Genomic DNA, 24,370 nt, shown 5'->3' on the forward strand with positions numbered 1-24,370 from the left:
TGGAGCGTGTGGAACGATAACGCTGCAGCTTTCGAGGCATGAGTAGCGCCCCCCGGACGTATCGAAACGCTGGGACACCCCGCGTTTGATCTGGCTACAATGCCCGCCTTGCCGGGAGTTCTCATGTCTACGTTGCTCACTGACTGGCGTCATCGCTCAACCCATCGTCGTGTCTGGGCGCTGGCGACGCCGATGATTCTGTCGAATATTTCCGTGCCGCTGGTGGCGTTGGTCGACAGTGCTGTGATCGGTCATTTGCCCCACGCACATCAGCTGGGCGCCGTGGCGGTGGGTGCGACGCTATATACCTTCCTCGCCTGGGCCATGGGCTTTTTGCGCATGGGCACCACCGGGTTTGCCGCGCAGGCGGCAGGGCGCAGTGACAGCGCTGCGTTGCGCCGGATTCTGCTGCAGGGGCTGCTGCTGGCCGTCGGGCTGGCGTTATTGCTGGGTGTTATCGCCTTGCCGTTCAGCCATCTGGCGCTGACGATGATGCAGCCGTCTGCCGATCTGCAGCAAATGACCCTGGATTTCTTCCATACCCGACTGTTCGGCCTGCCTGCGGCGCTGGCCAGTTACGCGCTGGTCGGCTGGTTTCTGGGCGCGCAGAACGCTCGGGCGCCACTGGCGATTCTGCTGGTGACCAATGCCGTCAACATCGTGCTCAATCTGTGGTTCGTCATGGGGCTGGACTGGGGTGTGGTCGGTTCGGCGCGAGCTTCGGTACTCGCGGAGTGGACTGGTGTGGTGCTCGGTCTGCTGCTGGCACGCAATACATTGCGCGCCTGGCCAGGCCGGATCGTCTGGTCGGCCTTGCGGCTATGGAGCAACTGGCGGCCCTTGCTGGCAGTCAATCGAGACATCTTTCTGCGCACGCTGGCGCTGCAATCGGTGATGTTCCTGATCACGGTGCAGGGCGCTCGCCTGGGGGACGCGACGGTTGCCGCCAATGCCTTGCTGCTCAACGGCCTGCTGTTGACTGCTCATGCTCTGGATGGGCTGGCGCATGCGGTCGAGGCGCTGTGCGGCCATGCCATCGGCGCGCGGGACCGGGATACCTTGCGACGCTCACTGGTAGTCGCTGGCGGCTGGTCACTGATTGCCAGCGTAGCGTTTGCGCTGTTTTTTCTGGTGGCTGGGCATGGCTTCGTCAGCCTGCAGACCGATATCCCGGAAGTGCGCGCCACTGCGATGACCTATCTGCCGTATCTGGCGCTGATGCCATTGGTGGCCGTCTGGAGCTACTTGCTGGACGGCCTGTTCATCGGCGCTACCCGTGCGCGAGAAATGCGTAACGCGATGCTGCTCAGCGCAGCGGGCATCGCGCCGTTGGCCTATCTGGCTTCCAGCCACGGCAATCACGCTTTATGGCTGACGTTTTTGGCCTTTACCCTGCTGCGCGGCCTGAGCCTCGGTTTCATTGCCTGGCGGTTGACGCGCAGTGACGGTTGGTTCGCTCACTGAGGCTTCGACCCGGTCTTGTTCTTTTCAGACAGCGTTTGCGGCGTGTGTTTGACGAACATGTCCACCTCGTCGACCACGGGTGCCAGACCGCTCAGCAATCTGGCGAATGCGCCGACCAGCGTGCCGTGGTTGGTGCGTGAGAAATACAGGTCGCGCACCGGCACGCCGGCTTCACGCAACGCCCTGGCCAGGCCGCCTGTGTTGCGCTTGGGGTTGACCAGCGAGTCGGTGTGCGAGGCCATCAGCAATGCCGGTGGTGCGTCGGACGTAACGTGGTTGATGGGTTGCGAATCCGGCGGTGAATTCGGGAAGAAGAACACCGGCTTCACGTCCGGGTTCTCGATGGGCAGGAAGTCGTAAGGCCCGGCCAGGCCGATCCAGCCGCTGAGGATGGAGGGCGACAAGCCTTCGCGAGCCAGCCAGCGCGAGTCGAGCGCGAGCATTGCGGCGTTGTAGGCACCTGCACTGTGGCCCATCACGTACAGACGGCCCGGGTCGCCACCGTAGGTGTTTGCATGCTTGTGCGCCCAGGCCAGCGCCTTGGCCGAATCTTCCAGAAAGCTTGGGTAACGTACCTGCGGATACAGCCTGTAGTCGGCGATAACCACCACCATGCCTCGCGCGGCGAGCGCTTCGCCGACGAACGCATAATCGGCTTTCGAGCCGCTGTTCCAGCTGCCGCCATAGAAAAATACCACCACCGGTGCCTTGGCCGGTTTCGCCTTGGGTGTGTAGACATCCAGCGTATTGCGTGGGTCCGGCCCGTAGGCCAGGTTGTAGACATGATCGACAGGGCCGCTGGGGTTCAACGTATTGAGCAGCTTCAAAGGCGAGCAACCAGACAGGGCTGCCAGTACGGCACCGGTCATCAGTGTCAGGAAAATCACTCGGATCATAGAGAGAGGGCTCTGGAAGGTGAGTCGGATATGCCTGAGACCGTCACGCTTCGCCCCAGTGCCGCACAGTTGCTGCTACGTCATTCAAGGACGTGCGGATCACTCGGTGAGCCATCCACTTTGCTGGCAAAGCTGATACGTGGGCTGCTTAGTGTGATACCACTGTCGTCGATCTGTACCATGCTCGCCCCGGCATCGACGGTCAGTGTGCTGCCTTCAGCAAGGTCTACCCGGGTCCCGTCCGCCAGTTGCAGTTGCCGGTCCGGACCGGTTATCGCCTGCCAGTCGAGGTGCATCTCAACGTTATCGGCAGGTGCGTGATCACTCCTGTGGTCGCCGTCGTCTGCCAGCGCTGCCAGGCAGCCGGCGATCTGCGGCGGGTGTTTGTCGTCTTCGCTAAAGCTCACCACCACTGACATGCCACCCCGACATTCGAAGTCCAGCCCCGCAGCCAAGTGCAGCCAACAGCCAGCGTCAGGACTCTCCGGGCGTTGCCACTCCCATTCCAGACGAACGTGCACCCGGCCTGCCGCATCGGTCCTTGCCGGTTCGCCGTCACTACCGATGATCCAGCCACGCTGCAGTGACGCAATGGCGGGGCGCGGTGCCGGGGCAGGTGTTCTGAATCCGGTTTCCCAGGGGACAGCCTCGAACAGGTTCGAGTAGCGGTCCGATGCACGCTCGTCTCCTTTGGCGACGTCAAAGCGGTGTCGGACGTCGGTGATCAGCCACATGTGGTTCCAGTCCTTCCGGGGATGGCCGGCCAGCGGCAGCAGTTGCCCGCAGGTCACGAACGGCAGGGTGCTTTGCCCCGTCGCGCATTGGCCCGCCCGGCTGCCCGGGAGGGCCACTTCAGGGTCGGTGACAGCAAACCGCGTGACGCCAGGCTGCCGTGCAAACTGACGCCAGTGTGCGACGGGGCTGCGTGCAAAGCCGTGCAGGTTGGCGCCAAATACCAGCTCGTGGCGGCGGATCGAGTGGACGAAATGGTAGTGAATGCCTTCTTCCGCGCACAGCCGCTGGACCAGTTGCAGGTCGGATTCCTGGTACTGCACGCAGTTTTCGCGCTCGATGCATTCTGTTTGCAGGTCAAAGCGGACGCAGTTCTTCAACCCATGTTCTTCCAGCACCTGGGCGATGATCCGGGGTGCGGTCATGTGCTGAAAAATACGTGAGTGGTGGCGCAGCCCGAGGCAGGCCAGTCGAGGTCCCATCAGCAGCGTGTAGCAGGCCGGGCCGGGGTGGTAGTGCGTGCGGGTCGCGCCGTGAATCTGACCGTGGAAGCCTTGCCCTTGAGAATTCTGCCCTTGAAATCCTGGCTCGCTACCGAGGCCCAGCCAGGCAGGTTTGTACATCAGGTGAGTGAGGTCCAGATCGAAGCCGTCGCCGAGGATTTCCAGCTCGATGGCATACGGCTGGCTGATCGCTTCGGTTGCGCTGAACGATATGACGTTGAAACGGCGCTGCAGGCGGGCAATCTCCAGATGAAGGAACGGCGCGCTGGCGGGGTCGGGCATGGAGGGTTTCTCTACCGGGAATGCGACCGCGGATTCTCGCGCAGAAGTCGTGCAGGGTAGAGGTCTGCAGGTAGAACAGGACGTTGCCTACAACAGGTGTTGGTGGGGGATTACATTGAGTGGGGTGGGCTGCATGAGAGCGGAGCACGGGAGCGATGGCTAAGGACACCTATCGTTCCTCACGCTCCGCTTGGGAATGCCGTTCGTGACGCTCTGCGTCACACATTGCAGCGTTGACGCCTGATTCAAGCTGTACGAGATGCGGGCGCAATTAAAGCCTGAGCTTCATTTACGCGCTGTCTCGCCAGACTGAAGATTTGCGACGCAGAGCGTCACTAACTGCATGCCAACGCGGAGCATTGGCACGATAAGCAGTCAGATTTGGCTCCGCGCAAGGATCAGGACGACAGGTACGACGAGCGGGTCAGCCCCAGGCGCAAGGCATCAAGGAAGTAGGTGCGCTCGCGTGGGGTGATCTTGGCGCTGGCGACCTTGTCCCGGTAATGGGTCATCAGTTCTTCCGGCGACAGGTGCACGTAGCGCAGCATGTCTTCGATGGTGTCGTGGGTTTCGATGCCGGCGTGGTAAACGCTGCCGTCCGGGTTCTGGTAGATGTTCACCGAGTCGGTATCACCGAACAGGTTGTGCATGTCGCCGAGAATTTCCTGGTAGGCACCCACCAGGAAGATCCCCAGCAGATAGTCTTCGCCTTCGTTCAGCGAATGCACCGGCATGCTGGTCTCGATGCTCTGCTCATCGACGTACTGCTTGATCTTGCCGTCCGAATCGCAGGTCAAGTCCTGAAGCACGGCGCGGCGCACCGGTTCTTCGTTCAGGCGGTGCAGGGGCAGAATCGGCAGCACCTGGCCGATGGCCCAGGTGTCCGGCAGGCTCTGGAACACCGAGAAGTTGCAGATGTACTTGTCGGCCAGCTTGTCGTTGAGCTCGTCCAGCACCTGACGATGGGAGCGTTGACGGGCTTTCAGCGAGTTATACAGGCGGCGGCAGACGGCGAAGTAGCATTGCTCGCCGAGTGCCTTTTCCGCCAGGCTGATCTTGCCATCGGCGTACTGGGCCGCGATGTCGCTCATGTAGTGCGTGGCGCGCCAGTAGGTTTCGGTGACCATCTCGATGTCGGTCGGACCCAGCAGGTCGACCAGCCATTGCACGGTTTCCGGCAGGCTGGCCTTGTCGGCGATTTCCGGGACTTCGTCGTTGTGTTTTTCGACGTCGGTCACCTGAACCACCAGCATGGCGTGGTGGGCCGTCAGCGAGCGGCCGCTTTCCGAGAAGATATGCGGGTGCGGCAGGCTTTGCGCGTCGCAGAATTCCTTGAGCATGCCGACCACGACGCCTGCGTAGTCGTCCATGTCATAGTTGATCGAGCTGGCGTTGCGCGAGTGCGTACCGTCGTAATCGACCCCCAGACCACCACCGACATCGATGTAATCCACCGGCAGGCCAAGCTTGCGCAGTTCACCGTAGTAACGGATCGCTTCCTTGAAACCGTGCTGATAGTCGGCCAGGTTGGCGATCTGCGAGCCCATGTGGAAGTGCAGCAGGCGGATACCCTGATCCAGGCCGGCCTTGCGGAAACGCTCGACCACCGACAGCAATTGCGCAGCCGACAGGCCGAACTTGGATTTCTCGCCGCCGGTATCCGCCCATTTGCTCGATGCCAGGGAGGACAGGCGAACGCGCAAGCCTACCTGGGGGGCGACCTTCAGCTCCGCGGCTTCTTCGATCACCAGTTCGACTTCGGACTCTTTCTCGATGACGATGAACACGTTGTGACCCAGCTTCTGGCCCATCAGCGCCAGACGGATGAACTCACGGTCCTTGTAACCGTTGCAGACGATGGTGCCGCCTTTGGGCGCCAATGCCAGTACGGCCATCAGCTCAGGCTTGGAGCCCGCTTCCAGGCCGATGGAGACGTTCTGCGTGGCGATGATGTTTTCCACCACCGCTTCCTGCTGGTTGACCTTGATCGGGTACAGCGCGGTGTACTTGCTCTGGTATTCCAGGCGGGCGATGTTGCTGTCGAATGCGCCGGTCAGCTGGCGCACGCGGTCTTGCAGGATATCGGGGAAGCGCACCAGCAACGGCAGCGACAGGCCGCTCTTGCGCAGGTTGTCGACCTGCTCGTAAAGGTCGATGGGCGAGCTGTCGGGCCCGTTGGGACGGACTTCAACGCGTCCCGCTTCGTTGATTGCAAAATAACCCGCGCCCCAATGGCGAATGCCATAAACGCTGCGGCTGTCCGCAACGGTCCATTGGCTGCCATCGTCTTTGCGTGTGCGTCGTACGGACATCGAAGTCCCCTATAAAGAAGTCGTAGCGCCAGCCAGTAGCCAGCTGGGCGCATTGTAATGAGTGGAAATGACGATTTGATTCGCGGGTTCAGCCGCCGGACTTTTTAGCCTTGAAGCCTTTTTTGATCAGCTCTGCCAACAGCAGTTCTACGTGATCGCCCTGAATCTCGATCACGCCCTCCTTGAGCGATCCCCCTGTGCCGCAGCGTTGCTTGAGGGCCTTGGCCAGCTCTTTGAGCGGCTCTTCGGCCAACGGGACGCCGCTGATGGTAGTGACTGTCTTGCCGCCACGGCCCTTGCTTTCACGACGTACGCGAGCAATGCCGTCCCCCTCGGGGATGGCCGTCTGTTTGCAGGTGCACTCGGCAACGGGTTGACGACAATCGGGGCAGTGGCGCCCGGCGTCGGTTGAAAATACCAGGCCACCCAGGGCGGCGAGAGAAGCGGCTTTTTTAGCCACGCAAACATCCTCTTGTTGAGGACTGAAGATGGGTCGTGCTCCTACGAGCCATCGACCGCGAAGCCCCACTCTGGCAGGGGCAGCGCTACTGAAACGGCAGGGCCGGTCCAGTTTGAAAAGGTCGCGCAGTGTAACGGCAAACCGGCCGATTGCTAAGGGGCTGGATGCGCCAATTTCTGAACACTCGCTTACTGGTCGTTCTCTATCTGTTTGAGGTAGCGTTTCAGCGCCGCCAGGGAGTCTGGGCACCAGGGATTATGCTCAGCCTGTTGCAGAACTTCGGCAATGGGCATGAAGCGTGCCTCCAGTACCTCTTCAGGTTGCAGTTTCAAAGGTCCGTCCCATACGGCTGAAAACACTGCGCACCAGAGCCGGTTGCCCGGCTGATCGAAGAAAAACTGCTCGTGGGCCTGCAGCGGTACGCCACTGACCCCAAGCTCTTCTTCCAGCTCGCGCGCGGCAGACGCTGCATAGCTTTCATCCGCCTGGACCATTCCGCCTGCGGCTACATCCCAGTAGCCGGGATAGATCGCCTTGCTTAATGTGCGTCGGTGCACGCACAGCTCACCCTGGCTGTTGAACAGCAGAATATAAGTGCCGCGTCCGATCAGCCCGCGTTCACGCAAGTCGGCGCGGACCAGTGAGCCGAGCAGGCGATCCTGTTCGTCGACCCAGGCGATCTGCTCGGCATCCGAGGCGGCGCGGTGCGCGGCCTCGTTGGCAGGTATGGACATCAGCCCTGATTCAGCAACTGGCGCAGGTCAATGACTGCGGCGTTGGCACGCGAGATGTAGTTGGCCATGACCAGCGAGTGGTTGGCGAACACGCCGAACGGGCTGCCGTTGAGAATCATCGGGCTCCACATTGGCTCTTGCGAGGCTTCCAGCTCACGAATGATCTGGCGCACGCTGACCGTAGCGTTCTTTTTCGCCAGTACATCGGCAAAATCGACCTCGATGGCGCGCAGCAGGTGCGACAGCGCCCAGGCCTGACCGCGCGCTTCGTAGAATACATTGTCGATTTCCAGCCATGGCGTTTCGACGATTTCCTCATCTACCTGCGGCACTTCACCGGGCTTGACCGAGACAGCGGCTTCGGTTTTCAGTGTGCTGTTGAGCTTGACCCGGCCAACGCTGGCTGACAGGCGTTGCGACAGCGAACCCAGGCGGGTGCCGACATCGCCCAGCCAGTTGTTCAGGTTGTCGGCGCGGGCATAAAACAGTGCGCTCTTCTGGTTTGGATCGGACAGGCGTGCCTGGTAGCGGCTCAAGGAGTTGATCCCCTCGGCGTACTGCGACTCGCTGGAAGGCAGGATCCAGCTGCGATTGTTGAAGTTGAACAATGGCTCGGCACGTGCCAGATCGCCATCTTCAGCCGATTGCGACTGGGAACGGGCGAAGTCCTTGCGCAGTGCACGACTCAGGTCACGCACTTGAACCAGCACGCCGTATTCCCAGCTCGGGATGTTGTCCAGCCACAGGCCCGGCGGCATGCGGTCGTTGGACAGGTATCCACCGGGCTTGTTAAGCAACGTGCCCGCCACGGTCTTGAGGGTTTCAACCGTCGTGTAGCCGATGACTATCTGCTTGCCTTCGCGCTCGGCGGCGGCTTGCGCATTCTGTTGTACCGGGAACAGGGCAGGCTCCTTGCTCCAGTACCAGCCGACCAACAAGGCCACCAGCAGGTAGATCAAGATCAGGGCGCCCAGCGCGCGACTATAGAACAGGTTACCCAGGTAACCGCGGCGTTTGGTCGATGAAGTGTCTGCGGTGCGCGCACCCGCGCTGCCTGCGCGGTTCTTCCAATCCAGCATGGTAGGGTCCTTTCGATCTTGAGTTGAATGCTTCACGAGGCGTTCGACCGCAACCTTACCTCAAGGTGCGGCTGACAGACATTATCTTGAGATTTGAACTGTAACGATCATAGGCGCAGTCTATGCGTCGATTGATTTTGCATACTGGCTATGCGCCATCAAATTGTTGTCAAATAAGTGACTTACGACACTGTTCTGTTGTAACGGAGGTGCTAGCATAGCGCCATCAGCCGTATCGCTCAGCAAAACCACAGTAGTCTGAATATGACCGAGCCCGAAGACCCTAGCCGAGATCGCCTGAAGCATCACTTTGCCCAACGGGTCATTCACCAGGCACGCCAGATTCTGGAGACGTGGCAGCGTCTGCAGAAGGCCGAATGGTCGGTCGTCGATATGGCCGAGCTCAAGGAGTCCACGCAGCGTCTTTCGCGCTTTGCCGAGCGCTTCGAGCAGGCTGAACACAGCGCTCTTGCTCAGGAGATCAGCGAGGCGCTCGACGCGGTTGAAGCCAATCGCGGTCGTCTCAACAGCCGTGTCATCACTGATCTCAATCGCCTGATGCAGCGCCTTTCCCGAACCGGGCTGCGGCACGGCGATCGTTTTGAGCAAACCGCGCTGCCACCGTTGCGCAAGCCCGTCTATGTGGCGCTTCAGGACCACGAGCGTGCCGAGCGTCTGGCCAAGCAACTGGAATTTTTCGGGCTGGCGGCGCTGTCGCTGCATCATGTCGCCGAGTTTCAGCGGGCGATGGCACAGCGGCACCCGGCAGCGATTGTCATGGATGTCGATTTCAGCGGGTCCGGCAAGGGGCTTGAACTGGCCTCCCAAGCACAGGAAGGGCTGGAACAGAAGCTGCCGCTGTTGTTTTTCAGCCTCAATGAAACCGATACGCCCACGCGTCTGGCCGCAGTCAGGGCCGGTGGCGAAGAGTTTCTGACCGGCGCTCTGGAAGCGTCGAGTCTGCTGGAAAAAATCGAAGTCCTGACCTGCGTGGCTCAATACGAGCCCTATAAAGTGCTGATCATCGACGACTCCCGCGCGCAGGCGCTGCACACGGAGCGTGTTCTGAACGCTGCCGGAATCGTTACGCGGGTGTTGCTCGACCCGATTCAGGCGATGTCCGAACTGGCCGAGTTTCAGCCCGACCTGATCATTCTCGACATGTACATGCCGGGTTGTACCGGCACGGAGCTGGCCAAGGTCATCCGCCATAACGACCGTTATGTCAGCGTGCCGATCATTTATCTGTCGGCCGAAGACGATCAGGACAAGCAGCTCGATGCCATGAGCGAGGGCGGCGACGACTTCCTGACCAAGCCGATCAAACCCCGTCATTTGATCACCACCGTGCGCAACCGTGCTGCCAGGGCTCGTAACCTCAAGGCCCGCATGGTCCGCGACAGCCTGACCGGGCTTTACAATCACACGCATATCTTGCAATTGCTGGAAGATTGCAGCTTTCGTTCGCGACGTGAAGGTAAGCCGCTGTGCTTTGCCATGCTCGATATCGACCACTTCAAGAGGGTCAACGACAGCCACGGTCACCCGATGGGGGACCGTGTCATCAAGAGCCTGGCGCTGTTTCTCAAGCAGCGCCTGCGCAAGACCGATTTCATCGGTCGTTACGGCGGTGAGGAATTTGCCATCGTCATGCCGGACACCGACATCCAGAGCGCCCACAAGGTGCTGGATGACATCCGCCATCGTTTTGCTGAGATCCATTACCCGGCGCAGCCCGCCGATCTGTTCTGCACCTTCAGTGCCGGGGTGGTTTCTCTCGGCGCCAATGACGACAGCCTGAGCCTCGCCTCCCAAGCGGATACAGCGTTGTACCGCGCCAAACACGCGGGCCGCAATCGAGTGCATTCGGTGCTGGACGATGTGCCTTATCACGTTGTGTTGAACGAGATCGAAGCCTGATTCCTGTTCAGCCCTGACTTTCGATCAGTCTTTGCAGCTCCGCCGATTTGCCCGGTGAAAAAGCAAGTGCCAGTTGTGTGCGGTTATGCATGTGAGTCAGGCGCAGCACTTGCGACACATAGAGCTTCACAGTGTTTTCAGTAATGCCCAGTTCGCAGGCGATCTGGTAATTGGTCAGCCCGGTGCTGACCAGGCGCGCCACGTCCAGCTGGCGAGGTGATAACTTGGCCAGTGCCACCGGCATCTGCCCCTCGCGTTCCGCACTGTCACGCGTTCTCCGCTCGGGTTGAGGCCTGTTCTGTACGCTGTCCAGATTCTGATAAAGGTCGTCGATGGAGGCGGCCAGGAACTGGAGCTTCTCGTTGAGCAGGCCCAGTTGCTGGCGGTTTTTCTGCCGCTCGTTCAGCGCCTGGACTTGCAACTGCACACCTTCGAGCAATTCTGCAAGATCAACCGGCTTCTGGTAGTAATCGGCGATGCCGGCCCGAAGGGCCTTGATGACGTCTTTTTTCTCGGCCTGGCCGGTCAGCATGATGGCCTCGAACAGGTGCGTCTTGCCGCCAGTCATCTTCATCGCTTCGACCATCTCGATCCCGTTCATGCCGGGCATTTCCAGATCGCAAAGCACGATACCGATGGTGCTGTCGGCGCTGAAACGCTCAATGGCCTCAAGGCTCGAATAGCAACGCACACACTCATAGCCGCTGCTCTCCAGAAATTCGCAGAGTTCTTCAACAATAGGGGGTTGGTCATCGACCACCAGAACTTTGGTGAACGGGTAGTTATCCACAGGCAACTCCATGCTGTTAGGGGCCGTCGACGGCGCCCCGATCCATTCAGCAAAACATGACTTGGCGTATTCGATCAGTGTGGTATCGGTGACAGTACTTCATCGCCATGACTTAACCGTAGTCGTACTTTCTGACTATGTACATAGTATTAGAATTTTCCCGCGCCGTTATTCGACTAGTGGAGCAGTGCCGTGCTCAGGAGTAAACCTGCGAATAGAAAAGGTGAGAAGGGATGTTTGTCTGGCGCTGCGGGATTCATATACCGGTAGCGTTGCGCGGCCCATTGCCGTGCCTGAGGCCAGGCACTCTTTCCGACGATAAGCCAGACCGCCATGGCAACGCCGGCGCCAATAAACGTACACAACAGATACGCACTGTTCGAGGCCAGCGCCAACGCCGTCATCAGTTTGACGTCTCCGGCACCCAGCTTGCCGAGTGCATAACCGGGCAATGTCAGCGCCAGGGCCAAGGTTGCGGCCAACAAGGCCTCCAGCGCAGGTGAGCCGAGCCAGGTCATACCGGTGAACGCCAGGTAGGTCATGGCCAGGGCTGCTGCGCCGAGTGTCAGTTCGTTGGAAATCTGCTTGCAACGCGCATCCTGTTCGGCGCAAATTGCAAACCAGATCAATAGGAAAAATAATTTCATCGCGCCGAAGACATCCTGTTATCGGGAAAGAATCTATGCTGTGTTGATGTAATAAATGTCAGGGTAGACGTTGATATGAGAACCGTTCCGAAACTTACCTTGCCCCGCCGTCAACAGGGGGCTGCCGCTATTGAATTCTCAGCGGTGTTCGTTATTTTCTTTGCGGTGTTCTACGGCATGGTGAGTTATAGCCTGCCTTTGCTCATGGTCCAGTCATTCAATGCCGCTGCCAGTGAAGCGGTGCGCAGAAGTGTGGCCCTCAGTCCGACCGTTACTGGTTATAACGATCTGTTGAAGAGTCAGGCCCGGAGTGTGGTCATGAACCAGCTGTCGTGGATACCCCCTGCGCTGGGGTTCAATGTCAGCCATACCAGCGTGACCTATAGCGCAGGCATTCTGACAGTGACCATTCAGTACCCCAAGACCCGACTCGCTCAGGTCCTGCCCTTGTTGACCCTGCCTGGCATTGGCGAGGTCCCGCGTTTGCCGAGCAACCTGACGGCACAAGCGAGTCTGCAACTTGTCCCTTGAAAAGAATCGTTTGAGCCGTTGGCTGGGCCGTGGTGAAGCAACACAAGTGCCGCAGCCTTTGCCTGTATCGAGCGAGCCCGGTCCGATCGGTGCGGACCTCTATCTGCTGCTGGATGACCAGGGTGGCATCCAAAGCATCAGCCCGCACTTGCTCGCCCGCCTGGACATCGCAGCGCCACTCCCGGCTGCCCAGCGGTTGATGAGCCTGTTGCTGCCCAACAGCGCACTGGTCATCGAAGGTGTGCCGCGTGACTGGCTGGGGCACATGCTCGACCTCGACTTCAAGGGCTCCGACGCGCATACCTTGCACGCCCGAGGCTGGGTGCAGGCACATGGCAAGGGCTGGCTCCTGCAATTGCTGGATATCAGCGACCTGATGGAGGAAGCCAGTGCCGCGCGCAGCCGCCAGCAGTGTCTGCGGTTTGCCGGGCAGATGGCCGAGCGTGTGCGTGGGTGCAGCGTGGACCGCCTGACTGCCGTGGTGAGCGAGCAGCTGGAGGAACTCGCGCAGCTATGGCGCATCCCCTGTGTAGCGCTGGTATTGTCGGAAGTCGGTGGGGTTGGCTGGCGTGTTTATTGTCAGTACAGCGCCCATACGGCGCCCGAGTTGTGGCAGGTCGGGCAGCGACTGGGCAGCGCACTGGGTCGATTCAACGTCGACGCTACGCAGCAACTGAGGTTTGGCGGCGGTGTCGAGGAGGGGGCGCTGCAAACTGTTTTCGGCAACGCTGACGGTTTTCTGATTCCCCACAGTCGCGATAACGTTGCCAAGGCCTGGCTGATGTTCGGGTTTTATAATGCGCAGCAGCAGGCTCCGGACCTTGGCGAGCGCGAGTGGCTCAACCTGTGCTCCGCTCTGGCCGGACCGGTGCTTTTTCGCCTGTCCGAGCAACACAACCGTCACCATGTCGAACGCCTGGCGGTGCTTCAGGACCTGCTGGGCACCGGGTGGTGGGAATTGGTGCCTGATCGTGACGAGGTTCTGCTGGCTCCGCAGCTGGCTCGCAGTCTGCGCTTGGGCGACCGGGTCGAAAGCCTGTCGCGTCAGGACTGGCTGGCGCTGATTCATCCCGCCGATCGACAGGAACTGTCCAGTCGTCTCGCGCAGTTGCGCGACAAAGGCACACCGCTGTTGCTCTGCGTGCGCCTGGCGCAAAACGATCCAGCCCAGGAAACCCTCTGGTTTCGTATCCAGGGTCAGGCATTGATCAGTGGTCAGGTTCAGCGTGTGCTGGGGTTCATGCTGGACGTCAGCGATATCAAGAATCAGGAAACCGAGGCCGCCGCCGCCCATGCCCGGCTGGATAACCTGATTGCCAGTTCGCCAGCCGTGATTTACGTGCAGCGTTACGATCACGGCAATCTGGAGGCAACCTTCTTCAGTGACAGCCTTACGCCTTTGCTGGGCTGGACGCTGGCCGATTGTGTGGAGGGGCAACTGGCGGGATACATCCATCCCGAAGACCACGACATCTGGTTCGAGCGTAACCGCCAACTGCTGCGCGAAGGCTTCGTCAGCCGTCGTTTCAGATTGCGCAACAGGAACGGCCAATATCACTGGCTGCTGGATGAGGCGCGATTGCTGCGTGACGACCTTGGCATGCCGGTGGAGGCGGTGGGGCTGTGGCTGGACGTGACCGAGGCCACCCTGGCTGCCGAGCATATTCGACGCAGCGAGGAGCGTTACCGCATTCTGGTAGAAGATTCGCCGGCGATGATCTGCCGTTACACGCCGGATCTGGTGTTGAGTTTCGGTAACCGTCCACTGGCCAACTATATGGAGTGCACGCCCGAGCAACTGACCGGGATCAACCTGGGAGACTGGCTGTCGGACGAGCAGCGCGAGGCGTTCATCAAGCGTATCGGCCAACTGACTCCGGAAGCACCGGTGAGTACTGAAGAAATCTGTATCGAGCTGCCGGGGCGCGAGTATGCCTGGTGGATATGGGCCGACCGAGGGGTATTCGACGAGCACGGCAAGTTGGTCGAAGTACAGGCGGTGGGTCGTGACAACACCGATGTGCGCCGCTCGCGCATGCAGTTGAATCAGAGCGCGAAAATGGCAACGCTTGGCGAGATGTCCACCGGTCTGGCCCACGAGATCAATCAGCCCCTCAACGTCATGCGCATGGCCGTGGTCAACGTTCTCAAGCGTCTGGGCCGGGGTGATGTGGACATCGAGTACCTCACCGAAAAACTCAATCGCATCGACGCCCAGGTGCAGCGTGCTGCCCGGGTAGTCGACCATATGCGGGTATTCGGTCGCCGCTCTGAAGTAGAAGAGCAGTTGTTCGATCCGGCCCGGGCGGTGGAAGGCACAATCTCGATGCTGGCTGAAGGCATGAAGGGCAAGGGCGTGCAGCTGCGGGTCGGCGCGATGATCGACGCTGTGCGCGTTCGTGGCCATGTCGATCAGCTTGAACAGGTGCTGATCAACCTGATGGTCAACGCCCGTGATGCACTGTTGTCGCGCCGGGAAAAGGACCGGGATTTCGAGCCGTGGATCAGTGTGGAGGCCGAACGCGATGAAAATATCATCCGCCTGGCGGTTCAGGACAATGGCGGGGGCATTGATCCGCGGTTGCTGGAGCGCATTTTCGAGCCGTTTTTCACTACCAAACCGGTGGGAGTCGGCACAGGGCTGGGCCTGTCGGTCAGTTATGGCATCGTCGACCAGATGGGCGGCCAGCTCAGTGTCGCCAACGTCGGCGAGGGAGCTCGATTCCAGATCGAGCTGCCGATCTTCAACGCCGATCAGACCGGCAGCTAAATCACCAGCGTCGCCTGACCCAGGTTGCAGCTCAGGTTGGTGCCGACGTCGGTGGCCCCCATGCTCACGCCCAGCGATTCGAACAAGGGGTCGACGACCGACGTCAGCAAGCGTGTCAGGGTGTCGTCGACAATCGCATCCAGCGCCAGGGTCAGGCTGTTCAGCGTGCCGGCCGCACCGGTGATGACGTTACCCAGCACATTACTGGTCGCCGGTTTATACACATTCACTTTTACGCTTGAAGCCGTGCCGTTGAGCAAGGTGCTCGGTTTGGTGTGTGCAACGCGTGTCAGGTAAAACGGAGCGGTGTTGATTTCCGGCAGGTTGGGCGAGCTGAACGTCGTGCTGGTTACCGCCGAGCTGCCCAGTGCCGACTGGCTGACGTTTTCGAAGGTAAGGCCGATACCGCCACCCCCGAAAGGCTTGCGGGCGGTGCAGTTACCCAGCAGCCCGGCGATTTTCTGACAGGTCATGGTGCCGATATCGATGATCGGCAGGGGCAGGGCGGTGATGGCCGCCGGATCAGTGCTGGCGGGGAAGGCAGATGGACTCTCGATCGAGCCTATCTTGGCGCTGAGCAGCGCTGCGTCGGTCTTGACGTTGAGGGTTTTGCTGGCGTTGCTGGTGCAGGTAAAACCGGTGACGTAGCTGTCGGCGCTGGCCATTGACAGGCTCATGTCGATCCTCGGACCTGCGCTTGACGAGCTGTCGGTCAGAAATTTGAAGTCGGTCACCATGCAACTGGTGAGCCCCAGCGCACAGGTGGCCGAGGTCCCCAGCCCGGCGAGGTTCAGGCCCAATGCGCTGTTGAGAATCGGCGTGAGGCTGCCGATCACTGAACCTGCGGTATTGGCCAGCGAGGTTATCGTACCGAGCACCGGCAAGTTGATCGACACCAGCGCGCGCATTTGTGCCGTGCGCACGTAAATCCGGTTGGCACCGTTTCGCGGGTCGAGCGGGTCGATCTTGCTCGGGTCGCCGATCGCCGACAGCTGAGGCGGCTCGATCACCTGAATGCGTGTGGTGACCTGCGCCAGCCCGGCGACATTGATCTGGGTCGCGGTCAGAATGCCGGTCTTTTCGTTGGCCAGTTGCGCGAGGCCCTGCACCAGATCCATCAGGCGCAGATTGGTATTCAGCGCGGCGAGGTCCGCGCCGCTCTGCACTGACAGCAGATCACCCAGCAGCACCGTGGTCGCTCCAGAGGCCAGCTTCAAGGCTTGCAGGCCCTGAATGGCGGCGGTACCGCCCAGCGTTGCGTTGGGGCTGATGACATTGATTGCGCTCTGCAGCAGCTGACTGACCGAGACCGACGTGTTGAGTACATCGTTGTAGCCAACCGCCGTGATGCTGAGGTCGGTTTTCAGCCTGTTCAGGTAGCTCAGCAGGCTCAGGTTGGTGTCTGCAATGCCTTGCCAGTTGGCAACACTCAGGTTCAGCGTGCCGCCGAGCAGGCTGCCGACCACCGGGTTGAGGAGCGCGGCGCCGGTACTGTCCACAGTGACTCCGGCACTGCGGATGGTCAGCGCCGCCAGCGGCGCGGCACTGGCGGCCACGGCGGTGGCGCTGATCGTCACATTGGGTGGGGAGGGCGTCTTTTCGAACAGTGCGCCAATGCCGGCTGCAATGCTGCGCGGCACCGGATGAGCCGCGACCACCTGAATAGCCAGCGCCTGCGTCGAGTCGGCGACAAATACGCGAGGCCCCGCGACGTCCACGGTGAGTGTTCCGCAGCGAGTCACCAGGGTGCGCCCATCGGTATTCGGGGTGAAACCGTTGCGCGTGGCGCTCTGATTGGCGAAATCGGGCGCCGTGGCTGCCGTGCCGCTGCACTTGCCTCTACGGCCCGCCGCTTCCAGAGCGGCAATGTCCGCAACCCGCTGCAACGAGCGTTTTTCCAGATACAGCCTGCCGCTGTCGATAACGGTCAGCGTGCACAGCAGCGCCAGGCCCATGGTCAGCGCGGCCATCAGGCCGATCGCGCCGCGTTGCCGGGAGGGCATCGCCGTATAACCATCCAGTGGAGACATCAACACTCCTTCGATCACGCCGTCGTACACTCATTTGTCCCTGGGGAGTGTAGTCAACGCCTTGAAAGAGCACTGGCAAGGTGCCAGATTTGAGAAGTGTCGCACCCGTGATGTGCGGGCGCGATCGCTTCTGTCGATCAATACTGGTAACGCAGCACCCCGTGCGACAGGGCACGAACGGCAAAGATGCCCAGCAAGGCCGTCATGGCTGGCACGACTAGCCACCAGACGCGCACCGACATGGCCGGCAAGGGGACATTGCGTTGAATGAACGCCAGGCTGGCGGCGCAGACACAGAACGCCAGGAGCATGCCGGCGAGAATGTCGGTGGGCCAATGGACACCCAGGTAAACCCTCGACAGGGCGATTGCCAGGGCCGGAATACCGGCGACCAGCATCCAGGTCAGGCGCAGCCGCACGGGCTGACCGCGTCCGGCCAGTACGGCCAGGGTCATGAACAGCGCAAAGGCTGCCGAGCTGTGGCCGCTGGGCATGCTGTACGTCGTCAGCGGTTCCAACAGCACCTCCGGTCGAGCGCGGGCGAAAAACGTTTTCAGGATGCCGTTAGCGATCGCGGTGCCCAGTGTGGCGGTCAGGGCAAAGGCTGCGTGGCGCCATTGCCTGGCAACCGCCAACACGATGATCAGCAGGCTGGCGGCCAGCAACTGCGCCCTGAAATCGCCAATGCTGGTGACGAAGACCACGATGTGCTGCGTGGCTTCACTACGGTGTTCCTGGATGAGCGTCATCAGGCCGTTGTCGAAGTCGGCCAGCAACGGGAAGCCGAAGAACAGCGCCGCGACCAACATCAGGCTGAGCGCGGAAATCAGTCGGGTTGCGTAGCGTTTCTGGCGAATACTGCTCTGGATGCTCAGCCCGAACAGGACGGCCAGCCCGCCGCCGACCACGGCCGCCTCGGGCCAGAACCCTTCCGGCAGTGGCAGGCGAATGGCCGCGCCTGCCGCCCAGCCCGGCATCAGGTAGGCAATCGACCAGCCTGCCGCCGCCAGCACGCTGACTGCCACGAAGCGCGGCAGCGGCATGTCGCACATACCGGCGATCATCGGCAGCATCGGGCGCAACGGACCGATGAAGCGGCCCACCAGCAAGCTGGCAATGCCGTAACGGTGAAAGTATTTTTCCGCACCTTCCATCCACTCCGGGTGCGTGCGCAAGCCGGGCAACTGACGGATATTCTGATGAAAGCGCCGGCCTATGAAATACGACACCGCGTCACCCAGCAGCCCGCCGAGAAAACCCAGCAACAGCACTTCGCTCAACGGCAGTATGCCGCTGCCGGCCAAGGCGGCGATGGCAAACATGATGACCGTGCCTGGCACGACGATCCCGACGATCGCAACGCATTCAATGAAGGCCACCAAAAAGATCGCGACAGCCACCCAGGAAGGGTTTGCGGTCAGCCAGCCGGTCATTCCATTGAGCAGATCGCCCATCGGTCAGTTTCCTTGATCGAGAAATAAGTAGTCGCGGCCTTCGACCTGACCACGTCTGAGAGGGTTCCGTGTGCAGAATCGGGCGTAACCGGCATCCACGAAGCGGTACATCAGGTGTTCATCGCGCCCGGCAGGGATACCCAGGCGGGTGGTCTGGATAATACGTTCGGGTGTCTGGCCGACATCCTCGACCAGCAGTCTCTGCGGGTCGAAGCGCTTGGCGTCCCACACCGGGACTTTCAGGCCGAGCGCCTTGCACAGCAACGTCTGGCCAGCGCAGAGTCGCTGCGCAGGGCGCATCGCGCCGCTGGCGTCGGGGTTGTTCAGTTGCATCTGCGCCAGCGCGTTTTCGTCGCTGATCGCGTCGGTCCAGGGAAACGCCGATTTGATCAGCACGGCGTTACCTGGCCCCTCAGCGCTGAAATTCAACGAATCGCCGCCACGCGCGTAGTACATATAGATGTGGCCACCGTCGAGAAACAGCGCCTTGCGTTTCTCGGTGTAACCCAGCGAGGCATGGCTGCCTTTTTCGGCGCAGTAGTACGCTTCGGTTTCGATGATCCGGGCGGCCAGCCACAGGTCGCCTACCTTGTGGCGGATCACCTTGCCCAGCAGATCGCGCGCCAGCAACTGGGCATCGCGATGAAAGAAGTGGTCGGGGAGGGCTGTGGGCATATTCAGACGGGTACATTGAGAAAGAGCCCGATAATAACAAGCGCAACTTTAATTGCAGCTGAATGTGTCTGTATTAGGCGCTTTGTTGTTTCTGAACGTGACCGAATCATGACAAGCCGTTAAGCCCATGCGTGATGCCTGCCTGCGCATGGCCGTCGGCAACGCCTGCCACGGTGACGAAAAATCTGCGCACTGATATCGACCATCCGCCTGTCTGCGCTGTCGTTCGTGCGGCACGACAGCTATAATCAGCCGCTTTCCTCTTTGCCAAGACCTCTGAGACCAATGACTGAGTCCGTTCTTGACTACATGACCCGCCTGGGTCGCGCCGCCCGCGAAGCTTCGCGAGTGATCGGTCGTGCCAGCACTGCGCAGAAGAACCGCGCCCTGCAGGCCACCGCCGCCGCTCTGGACGAAGCCCGCGCCGAGCTGTCTGCCGCCAACGCGCTGGACCTGGCCAATGGTCAGGCGAACGGCCTGGAGCCGGCCATGCTCGAGCGTCTGGCCCTGACCCCCGCACGTATCGACGGCATGATCGTCGGGTTGCGTCAGGTTGCAGCGCTGGCAGACCCGGTCGGTGCGATCCGCGACATGAGTTATCGGCCTTCGGGTATTCAGGTCGGCAAGATGCGCGTGCCGCTGGGTGTTGTCGGCATCATCTACGAGTCACGTCCGAACGTGACCATCGATGCTGCCAGTCTGTGTCTCAAGTCCGGAAACGCAACCATCCTGCGCGGTGGTTCCGAAGCCATTCATTCCAATCGCGCCATTGCGGCCTGCATCGAGCGCGGTCTTGCCGAGGCCGGGCTGCCCGCTGCTGTTGTACAAGTGGTTGAAACCACCGACCGTGCAGCGGTTGGCGCGCTGATCACCATGCCCGAGTATGTGGACGTCATCGTTCCGCGTGGCGGCAAGGGTTTGATCGAGCGCGTCAGTCGCGACGCGCGAGTGCCGGTCATCAAGCATCTGGACGGCATCTGCCATGTCTATGTCAGCGCCCACGCCGATCTGGCCAAGGCGCAGAAGATCGCTTTCAACGCCAAGACCTACCGTTACGGGATCTGCGGCGCGATGGAAACCCTGCTGGTCGATCAGACCATTGCCGCCGACTTCTTGCCGTCGATGGCCGCGCAGTTTCGCGAGAAGGGCGTCGAGTTGCGCGGTTGCGAGCGCACCCGTGACCTGATCGATGTGATCCCGGCCACCGAGGAAGACTGGCACACCGAGTACCTGGCGGCGATTCTGTCGATTCGTGTCGTGTCCGGGCTGGATGAAGCCATCGAGCACATCAACCATTACGGCTCGCATCACAGCGACGCCATCGTTTCGGACCATCAAGGTCAGGTGCGCCGGTTCATGGCCGAGGTCGATTCCAGTTCGGTCATGGTCAATGCGCCGACCTGCTTCGCTGACGGGTTCGAGTACGGCCTGGGTGCCGAGATCGGCATTTCTACTGATAAGCTGCACGCCCGCGGTCCTGTCGGCCTTGAAGGACTGACCTGCGAGAAGTACATCGTGATCGGTGACGGCCAATTGCGCGGACAAGCCTGACTTGAATAGCCCCATGACCGCGCTGCCCAGACGTATCGGCATGCTTGGGGGCACGTTCGACCCGGTTCATATCGGTCATTTGCGCGGTGCGCTCGAAGTGGCCGAACTGCTGGAACTCGATGAGTTGCGCCTGACGCCCAGCGCCAGGCCTCCGCATCGTGACATGCCGAGCGTCACCGCCGAGGACCGTCTGGCGATGGTTCAGAGTGCCGTTGCGGGTGTGTCGCCCCTGACGGTGGATGACCGTGAACTGAAACGTGACAAACCGTCGTACACCCTCGACACACTGGAATCGATGCGCGCCGAACTGGCGCCTCGGGACCAGTTGTTCCTGTTGCTGGGTTGGGATGCCTTTTGCGGGCTGCCGACCTGGCACAGATGGGAAGAACTGCTGGAGCACTGCCATATCGTGGTGCTGCAACGCCCGGACGCGGACAGCGAGTCGCCGGATGCCATGCGCAATCTGCTGGCGGCCCGCGCAGTCAGCGATCCCAAGGCCCTGAAAGGGCCGGGTGGACAGATTACATTCGTCTGGCAGACGCCGTTAGCGGTGTCTGCCACCCAGATCCGTCAACTGCTGGCCAGCGGTAAGTCGGTACGTTTTCTGGTGCCAGACGCGGTACTGGCCTATATCGATGCGCGCGGGCTTTACCGTGCGCCGAACACTGATGGGTCGTCCTGAAACTGCTTTGATCGACAAGCGTCTGGACGGTCCCACACATACGAGCTGAATGAGTTTTATATGACAAAGCAAAAAATGAGCAGTGAAGAAGTCATCAATGTTGCGATTGCAGCCCTTGAAGAGGTCAAGGGTGCCGACATCCTGACCATCGACGTGCGCGACAAGACCAGCATCGCCGACTACATGCTGATCTGCACCGGTACGTCCAACCGTCAGTTGAACGCACTGGTCGATAACGTCCGTGACAAGGTCAAGGCTGCCGGCCTGAAGTCTCTGAGCGAAGAAGGCAAGGGCGACAGCGACTGGGTCCTGCTGGACCTGGGTGATGTGATCGTCCATGTGATGACCGCTGCGGCACGCCAGTTCTATGACCTTGAGCGCTTGTGGCAGGGTGCCGAACAAAGCCGTGCTGCCAGCGCTGCGCACCACACACCAGGCAACGAATAAGGTTTTGATGTGCGTCTGCGTCTGATCGCTGTGGGTTCGCGCATGCCCAAGTGGGTGGAAGAAGGTTGGCACGAATATGCCAAGCGGATGCCCTCCGAGCTTGCGCTTGAACTGGTGGAAATCCCGCTCAATACCCGAGGCAAAAACGCCGATGTCGCGCGCTTTATCCGTCAGGAAGGCGAGGCGATGCTGGCGAAAGTGCAGCCGGGCGAGCGGATTGTCACGCTGGAAGTGCATGGCAAACCGTGGAGCACCGAACAGCTGGCGGTCGAGCTCGATCGCTGGCGTCTCGATGCGCGCACGGTCAACCTGATGGTCGGCGGCCCCGAGGGGCTGGCGCCTGAAGTCTGTGCCCGCAGTGAACAACGCTGGTCTCTGTCGCCGCTGACCCTGCCGCACCCGTTGGTGCGCATCCTGATCGGCGAGCAGATGTATCGCGCCTGGACGGTCCTGTCCGGGCACCCTTATCACAAGTAGCATCGTTTTTACTGTGAATACGGCCTAAATGTCTCAACCGATCCGCCTCAAAGACCACGAAAAGGACGCACGCCTGGTGCGCGGCAGGGTCGTGTTCGGTGCTGTGGCGGTGGTGTTGCTGGTCTGCGTGCTGATTGCCCGGTTGTATTACCTGCAGGTCATCCAGTACGAGTATCACTCCACGCTCTCGGAAAACAACCGCGTTCACGTTCAGCCGATTCCGCCCAGCCGTGGGCTGATCTACGACCGCAATGGCGTTGTGGTTGCCGATAACCGACCCAGTTTCAGTCTGAGCATGACCCGTGAACGCGCAGGCGAGTGGTCCAGCGTGCTCGACACCATTGTCGAGATTTTGCAGCTCACCCCCGATGACCGCATCATCTTCGAAAAGCGCATGAAGCAGGGGCGTCGGCCGTTCGAGCCGGTGCCCATCCTGTTCGAGCTGAGCGAAGAACAGATCGCCCTGATCGCCGTCAACCAGTTCCGCCTGCCGGGCGTCGAGGTGGTTGCGCAACTGGTCAGGCACTACCCGCAAGGGCCGCACTTTGCCCACTCGGTCGGCTACATGGGGCGGATCAACGAGAAAGAGCTCAAGAGCCTCGACCCGATCAATTACAGCGGCACGCACCATATCGGCAAGACCGGTATCGAGCGCTTTTACGAGCCCGAGCTGCATGGTCAGGTCGGCTACGAAGAGGTCGAGACCAACGCCCGTGGTCGCGTGCTGCGTGTGCTCAAGCGTACCGACCCGATCCCTGGCAAGGACATCGTCCTGAGCCTGGACATCAAACTTCAGGAAGCCGCCGAAGCTGCACTGGGCGGGCGTCGCGGTGCGGTTGTCGCACTGGACCCGGCCACCGGCGAAGTGCTGGCGATGGTCAGTGCGCCGAGCTTCGATCCGAATCTGTTTGTCACCGGCATCAGCTTCAAGGCCTACGCCGAACTGCGCGATTCCATCGACCGGCCGCTGTTCAACCGCATTCTGCGCGGGTTGTACCCGCCTGGCTCGACCATCAAGCCTGCGGTGGCGATTGCCGGGCTGGATACCGGTGCGGTGACGCCTGGCTCGCGGGTATTCGATCCGGGCTATTACCAACTGCCCAATTACGACCACAAGTACCGCAACTGGAACCGCACCGGCGATGGCTGGGTCGATCTGGATACGGCGATCATGCGTTCAAATGACACGTACTTCTACGATCTGGCACACAAGGTGGGCATTGATCGACTGGCTACCTACATGAACAAGTTCGGTATCGGGCAGAAGGTCTCGCTGGACATGTTCGAAGAGTCTCCCGGCCTCATGCCTTCCCGTGAGTGGAAGCGCGCCACGCGCCGTCAGGCCTGGTTCCCTGGCGAGACGCTGATCCTCGGCATCGGTCAGGGCTACATGCAGGCAACGCCGTTGCAACTGGCCCAGGCGACCGCGCTGGTGGCCAACAAGGGTGTGTGGAACCGTCCGCATCTGGCCCGAACCATCGAAGGCAAGGCGCCTGTGGATGAAAACCCGATGCCGGACATCGTGCTGCGCGACCCGGCCAACTGGGGACGCGTCAACCACGGCATGCAGGAAGTGATGCACGGCGCGCGCGGTACGGCGCGCAAGGCCGCCATTGGCGCGCAGTACCGGATTGCCGGCAAAAGCGGTACGGCCCAGGTCGTGGCCATCAAGCAGGGCGAGAAATACGACCGCACCAAGGTACAGGAGCGTCACCGCGACCATGCCTTATTCGTCGGCTTCGCCCCGGCCGACAACCCGAAAATCGTTGTTGCAGTGATGGTCGAGAACGGCGAGTCCGGTTCCGGCGTCGCCGCCCCCGTCGTGCGTCAGGTCCTGGACGCCTGGCTGCTCGACGAAAACGGCCACCTCAAACCCGAGTACGCCGGTTCCCTGAATCTGGAGGCTGCGGCCCGTGAAGAGTAATTTCGACCGC

At 60.9% G+C, this 24,370-nt stretch carries 20 protein-coding genes; 9 read left to right on the forward strand and 11 right to left on the reverse strand.

Annotation, left to right across the window (positions count from 1 at the left end; genetic code table 11):
• The first annotated feature begins 123 nt into the window (after window positions 1-123).
• Window positions 124-1,464, forward strand: a complete 1,341-nt coding sequence (locus BLR20_RS19850; RefSeq protein WP_032615604.1) for an MATE family efflux transporter — start codon at window positions 124-126, stop codon at window positions 1,462-1,464.
• On the opposite strand, the gene BLR20_RS19855 is transcribed toward BLR20_RS19850, so the two are convergent.
• From BLR20_RS19855 to BLR20_RS19880, 6 genes are all read right to left on the reverse strand, one after another.
• The gene (locus tag BLR20_RS19855; RefSeq protein ID WP_054993273.1) at window positions 1,458-2,360 is read right to left on the reverse strand and encodes an alpha/beta hydrolase; all 903 of its coding nucleotides are present in this window, start codon (window positions 2,358-2,360) and stop codon (window positions 1,458-1,460) included. The genes BLR20_RS19850 and BLR20_RS19855 overlap by 7 nt on opposite strands.
• 80 nt (window positions 2,361-2,440) lie before the next feature.
• Window positions 2,441-3,877: a contractile injection system protein, VgrG/Pvc8 family gene (locus tag BLR20_RS19860; protein WP_054993272.1), complete on the reverse strand. Its 1,437-nt coding sequence runs from the start codon at window positions 3,875-3,877 to the stop codon at window positions 2,441-2,443.
• 398 nt (window positions 3,878-4,275) lie between these two features.
• Window positions 4,276-6,189: an arginine decarboxylase gene (gene speA / locus BLR20_RS19865; RefSeq protein WP_010427280.1), complete on the reverse strand. Its 1,914-nt coding sequence runs from the start codon at window positions 6,187-6,189 to the stop codon at window positions 4,276-4,278.
• Between the two features lie 88 nt (window positions 6,190-6,277).
• Window positions 6,278-6,649, reverse strand: coding sequence for a translation initiation factor Sui1 (locus tag BLR20_RS19870; RefSeq protein ID WP_003313912.1), 372 nt, complete (start codon window positions 6,647-6,649; stop codon window positions 6,278-6,280).
• Between the two features lie 188 nt (window positions 6,650-6,837).
• Window positions 6,838-7,383 (reverse strand): NUDIX hydrolase, encoded by a 546-nt coding sequence (locus BLR20_RS19875; protein ID WP_054993271.1) that lies wholly within the window; start codon window positions 7,381-7,383, stop codon window positions 6,838-6,840.
• A complete protein-coding gene (locus tag BLR20_RS19880; protein ID WP_054993270.1) occupies window positions 7,383-8,462 on the reverse strand; it encodes a DUF2333 family protein in 1,080 nt (359 codons plus the stop codon). Before BLR20_RS19880 ends, BLR20_RS19875 begins: the two co-directional genes overlap by 1 nt.
• 264 nt (window positions 8,463-8,726) lie before the next feature.
• Between BLR20_RS19880 and BLR20_RS19885 the strand changes: the two genes are divergently transcribed.
• A complete protein-coding gene (locus BLR20_RS19885) occupies window positions 8,727-10,382 on the forward strand; it encodes a response regulator (RefSeq protein ID WP_054993269.1) in 1,656 nt (551 codons plus the stop codon).
• A gap of 7 nt (window positions 10,383-10,389) precedes the next feature.
• Here BLR20_RS19885 and BLR20_RS19890 read toward each other — a convergent pair whose 3' ends face one another.
• Together BLR20_RS19890 and BLR20_RS19895 are read right to left on the reverse strand one after the other, a co-directional pair.
• Entirely contained in the window at window positions 10,390-11,184 is a 795-nt protein-coding gene (locus BLR20_RS19890; protein WP_202907613.1) for a response regulator transcription factor, read from the reverse strand.
• Between the two features lie 164 nt (window positions 11,185-11,348).
• A complete protein-coding gene (locus BLR20_RS19895) occupies window positions 11,349-11,819 on the reverse strand; it encodes an A24 family peptidase (protein ID WP_010427270.1) in 471 nt (156 codons plus the stop codon).
• A gap of 75 nt (window positions 11,820-11,894) precedes the next feature.
• Between BLR20_RS19895 and BLR20_RS19900 the strand changes: the two genes are divergently transcribed.
• Together BLR20_RS19900 and BLR20_RS19905 are read left to right on the forward strand one after the other, a co-directional pair.
• On the forward strand, window positions 11,895-12,350 hold the full coding sequence (locus BLR20_RS19900) for a TadE/TadG family type IV pilus assembly protein (protein WP_025990794.1): 456 nt from the start codon (window positions 11,895-11,897) through the stop codon (window positions 12,348-12,350).
• On the forward strand, window positions 12,340-15,120 hold the full coding sequence (locus tag BLR20_RS19905) for a PAS domain-containing sensor histidine kinase (protein WP_054993268.1): 2,781 nt from the start codon (window positions 12,340-12,342) through the stop codon (window positions 15,118-15,120). Before BLR20_RS19900 ends, BLR20_RS19905 begins: the two co-directional genes overlap by 11 nt.
• On the opposite strand, the gene BLR20_RS19910 is transcribed toward BLR20_RS19905, so the two are convergent.
• The 3 genes from BLR20_RS19910 to BLR20_RS19920 form a co-directional block, all read right to left on the reverse strand.
• Window positions 15,117-17,150 (reverse strand): TadG family pilus assembly protein, encoded by a 2,034-nt coding sequence (locus tag BLR20_RS19910; RefSeq protein WP_032615587.1) that lies wholly within the window; start codon window positions 17,148-17,150, stop codon window positions 15,117-15,119. The two genes, BLR20_RS19905 and BLR20_RS19910, sit on opposite strands and share 4 nt — an antisense overlap.
• A 137-nt stretch (window positions 17,151-17,287) precedes the next feature.
• Entirely contained in the window at window positions 17,288-18,604 is a 1,317-nt protein-coding gene (locus tag BLR20_RS19915; protein ID WP_032615586.1) for a bifunctional DedA family/phosphatase PAP2 family protein, read from the reverse strand.
• A 3-nt stretch (window positions 18,605-18,607) separates the two neighbouring features.
• A complete protein-coding gene (locus tag BLR20_RS19920; protein ID WP_054993267.1) occupies window positions 18,608-19,279 on the reverse strand; it encodes a DNA-3-methyladenine glycosylase in 672 nt (223 codons plus the stop codon).
• A gap of 285 nt (window positions 19,280-19,564) precedes the next feature.
• Here BLR20_RS19920 and BLR20_RS19925 point away from each other — a divergent pair, with 285 nt between their 5' ends.
• Genes BLR20_RS19925 through mrdA form a run of 5 tightly spaced genes read left to right on the forward strand, consistent with a single transcriptional unit; the run spans window position 19,565 to window position 24,360 of the window.
• Window positions 19,565-20,830 carry a glutamate-5-semialdehyde dehydrogenase gene (locus BLR20_RS19925; protein ID WP_032615582.1) on the forward strand — a complete coding sequence of 422 codons (1,266 nt, stop codon included), beginning with the start codon at window positions 19,565-19,567 and terminating at the stop codon, window positions 20,828-20,830.
• A 22-nt stretch (window positions 20,831-20,852) separates the two neighbouring features.
• On the forward strand, window positions 20,853-21,512 hold the full coding sequence (nadD, locus tag BLR20_RS19930; protein WP_162091518.1) for a nicotinate-nucleotide adenylyltransferase: 660 nt from the start codon (window positions 20,853-20,855) through the stop codon (window positions 21,510-21,512).
• 60 nt (window positions 21,513-21,572) lie between these two features.
• Window positions 21,573-21,959, forward strand: coding sequence for a ribosome silencing factor (gene rsfS / locus BLR20_RS19935; protein ID WP_002555337.1), 387 nt, complete (start codon window positions 21,573-21,575; stop codon window positions 21,957-21,959).
• Between the two features lie 9 nt (window positions 21,960-21,968).
• Complete coding sequence (rlmH, locus tag BLR20_RS19940; protein ID WP_002555336.1) at window positions 21,969-22,436, forward strand: 23S rRNA (pseudouridine(1915)-N(3))-methyltransferase RlmH; 468 nt, start codon at window positions 21,969-21,971, stop codon at window positions 22,434-22,436.
• Window positions 22,437-22,464: 28 nt separating this feature from the next.
• Entirely contained in the window at window positions 22,465-24,360 is a 1,896-nt protein-coding gene (gene mrdA / locus BLR20_RS19945) for a penicillin-binding protein 2 (protein WP_003399770.1), read from the forward strand.
• Window positions 24,361-24,370 lie beyond the last annotated feature (10 nt).

The sequence above is a fragment of the Pseudomonas congelans genome (assembly GCF_900103225.1).
Lineage (GTDB): Bacteria > Pseudomonadota > Gammaproteobacteria > Pseudomonadales > Pseudomonadaceae > Aquipseudomonas > Aquipseudomonas congelans.

Bases quoted from the DNA above. Each gene is read 5' to 3' on its own strand.
- BLR20_RS19910 (WP_032615587.1), bottom strand. From the start codon at position 17,150: ATGTCTCCACTGGATGGTTATACGGCGATGCCCTCCCGGCAACGCGGC.
- BLR20_RS19925 (WP_032615582.1), top strand. From the start codon at position 19,565: ATGACTGAGTCCGTTCTTGACTACATGACCCGCCTGGGTCGCGCCGCC.
- BLR20_RS19920 (WP_054993267.1), bottom strand. From the start codon at position 19,279: ATGCCCACAGCCCTCCCCGACCACTTCTTTCATCGCGATGCCCAGTTG.
- BLR20_RS19900 (WP_025990794.1), top strand. From the start codon at position 11,895: ATGAGAACCGTTCCGAAACTTACCTTGCCCCGCCGTCAACAGGGGGCT.
- BLR20_RS19885 (WP_054993269.1), top strand. From the start codon at position 8,727: ATGACCGAGCCCGAAGACCCTAGCCGAGATCGCCTGAAGCATCACTTT.
- rsfS (WP_002555337.1), top strand. From the start codon at position 21,573: ATGACAAAGCAAAAAATGAGCAGTGAAGAAGTCATCAATGTTGCGATT.
- BLR20_RS19850 (WP_032615604.1), top strand. From the start codon at position 124: ATGTCTACGTTGCTCACTGACTGGCGTCATCGCTCAACCCATCGTCGT.
- BLR20_RS19915 (WP_032615586.1), bottom strand. From the start codon at position 18,604: ATGGGCGATCTGCTCAATGGAATGACCGGCTGGCTGACCGCAAACCCT.
- BLR20_RS19855 (WP_054993273.1), bottom strand. From the start codon at position 2,360: ATGATCCGAGTGATTTTCCTGACACTGATGACCGGTGCCGTACTGGCA.
- BLR20_RS19860 (WP_054993272.1), bottom strand. From the start codon at position 3,877: ATGCCCGACCCCGCCAGCGCGCCGTTCCTTCATCTGGAGATTGCCCGC.
- speA (WP_010427280.1), bottom strand. From the start codon at position 6,189: ATGTCCGTACGACGCACACGCAAAGACGATGGCAGCCAATGGACCGTT.
- mrdA (WP_003399770.1), top strand. From the start codon at position 22,465: ATGTCTCAACCGATCCGCCTCAAAGACCACGAAAAGGACGCACGCCTG.
- BLR20_RS19890 (WP_202907613.1), bottom strand. From the start codon at position 11,184: ATGGAGTTGCCTGTGGATAACTACCCGTTCACCAAAGTTCTGGTGGTC.
- BLR20_RS19880 (WP_054993270.1), bottom strand. From the start codon at position 8,462: ATGCTGGATTGGAAGAACCGCGCAGGCAGCGCGGGTGCGCGCACCGCA.
- BLR20_RS19895 (WP_010427270.1), bottom strand. From the start codon at position 11,819: ATGAAATTATTTTTCCTATTGATCTGGTTTGCAATTTGCGCCGAACAG.
- BLR20_RS19875 (WP_054993271.1), bottom strand. From the start codon at position 7,383: ATGTCCATACCTGCCAACGAGGCCGCGCACCGCGCCGCCTCGGATGCC.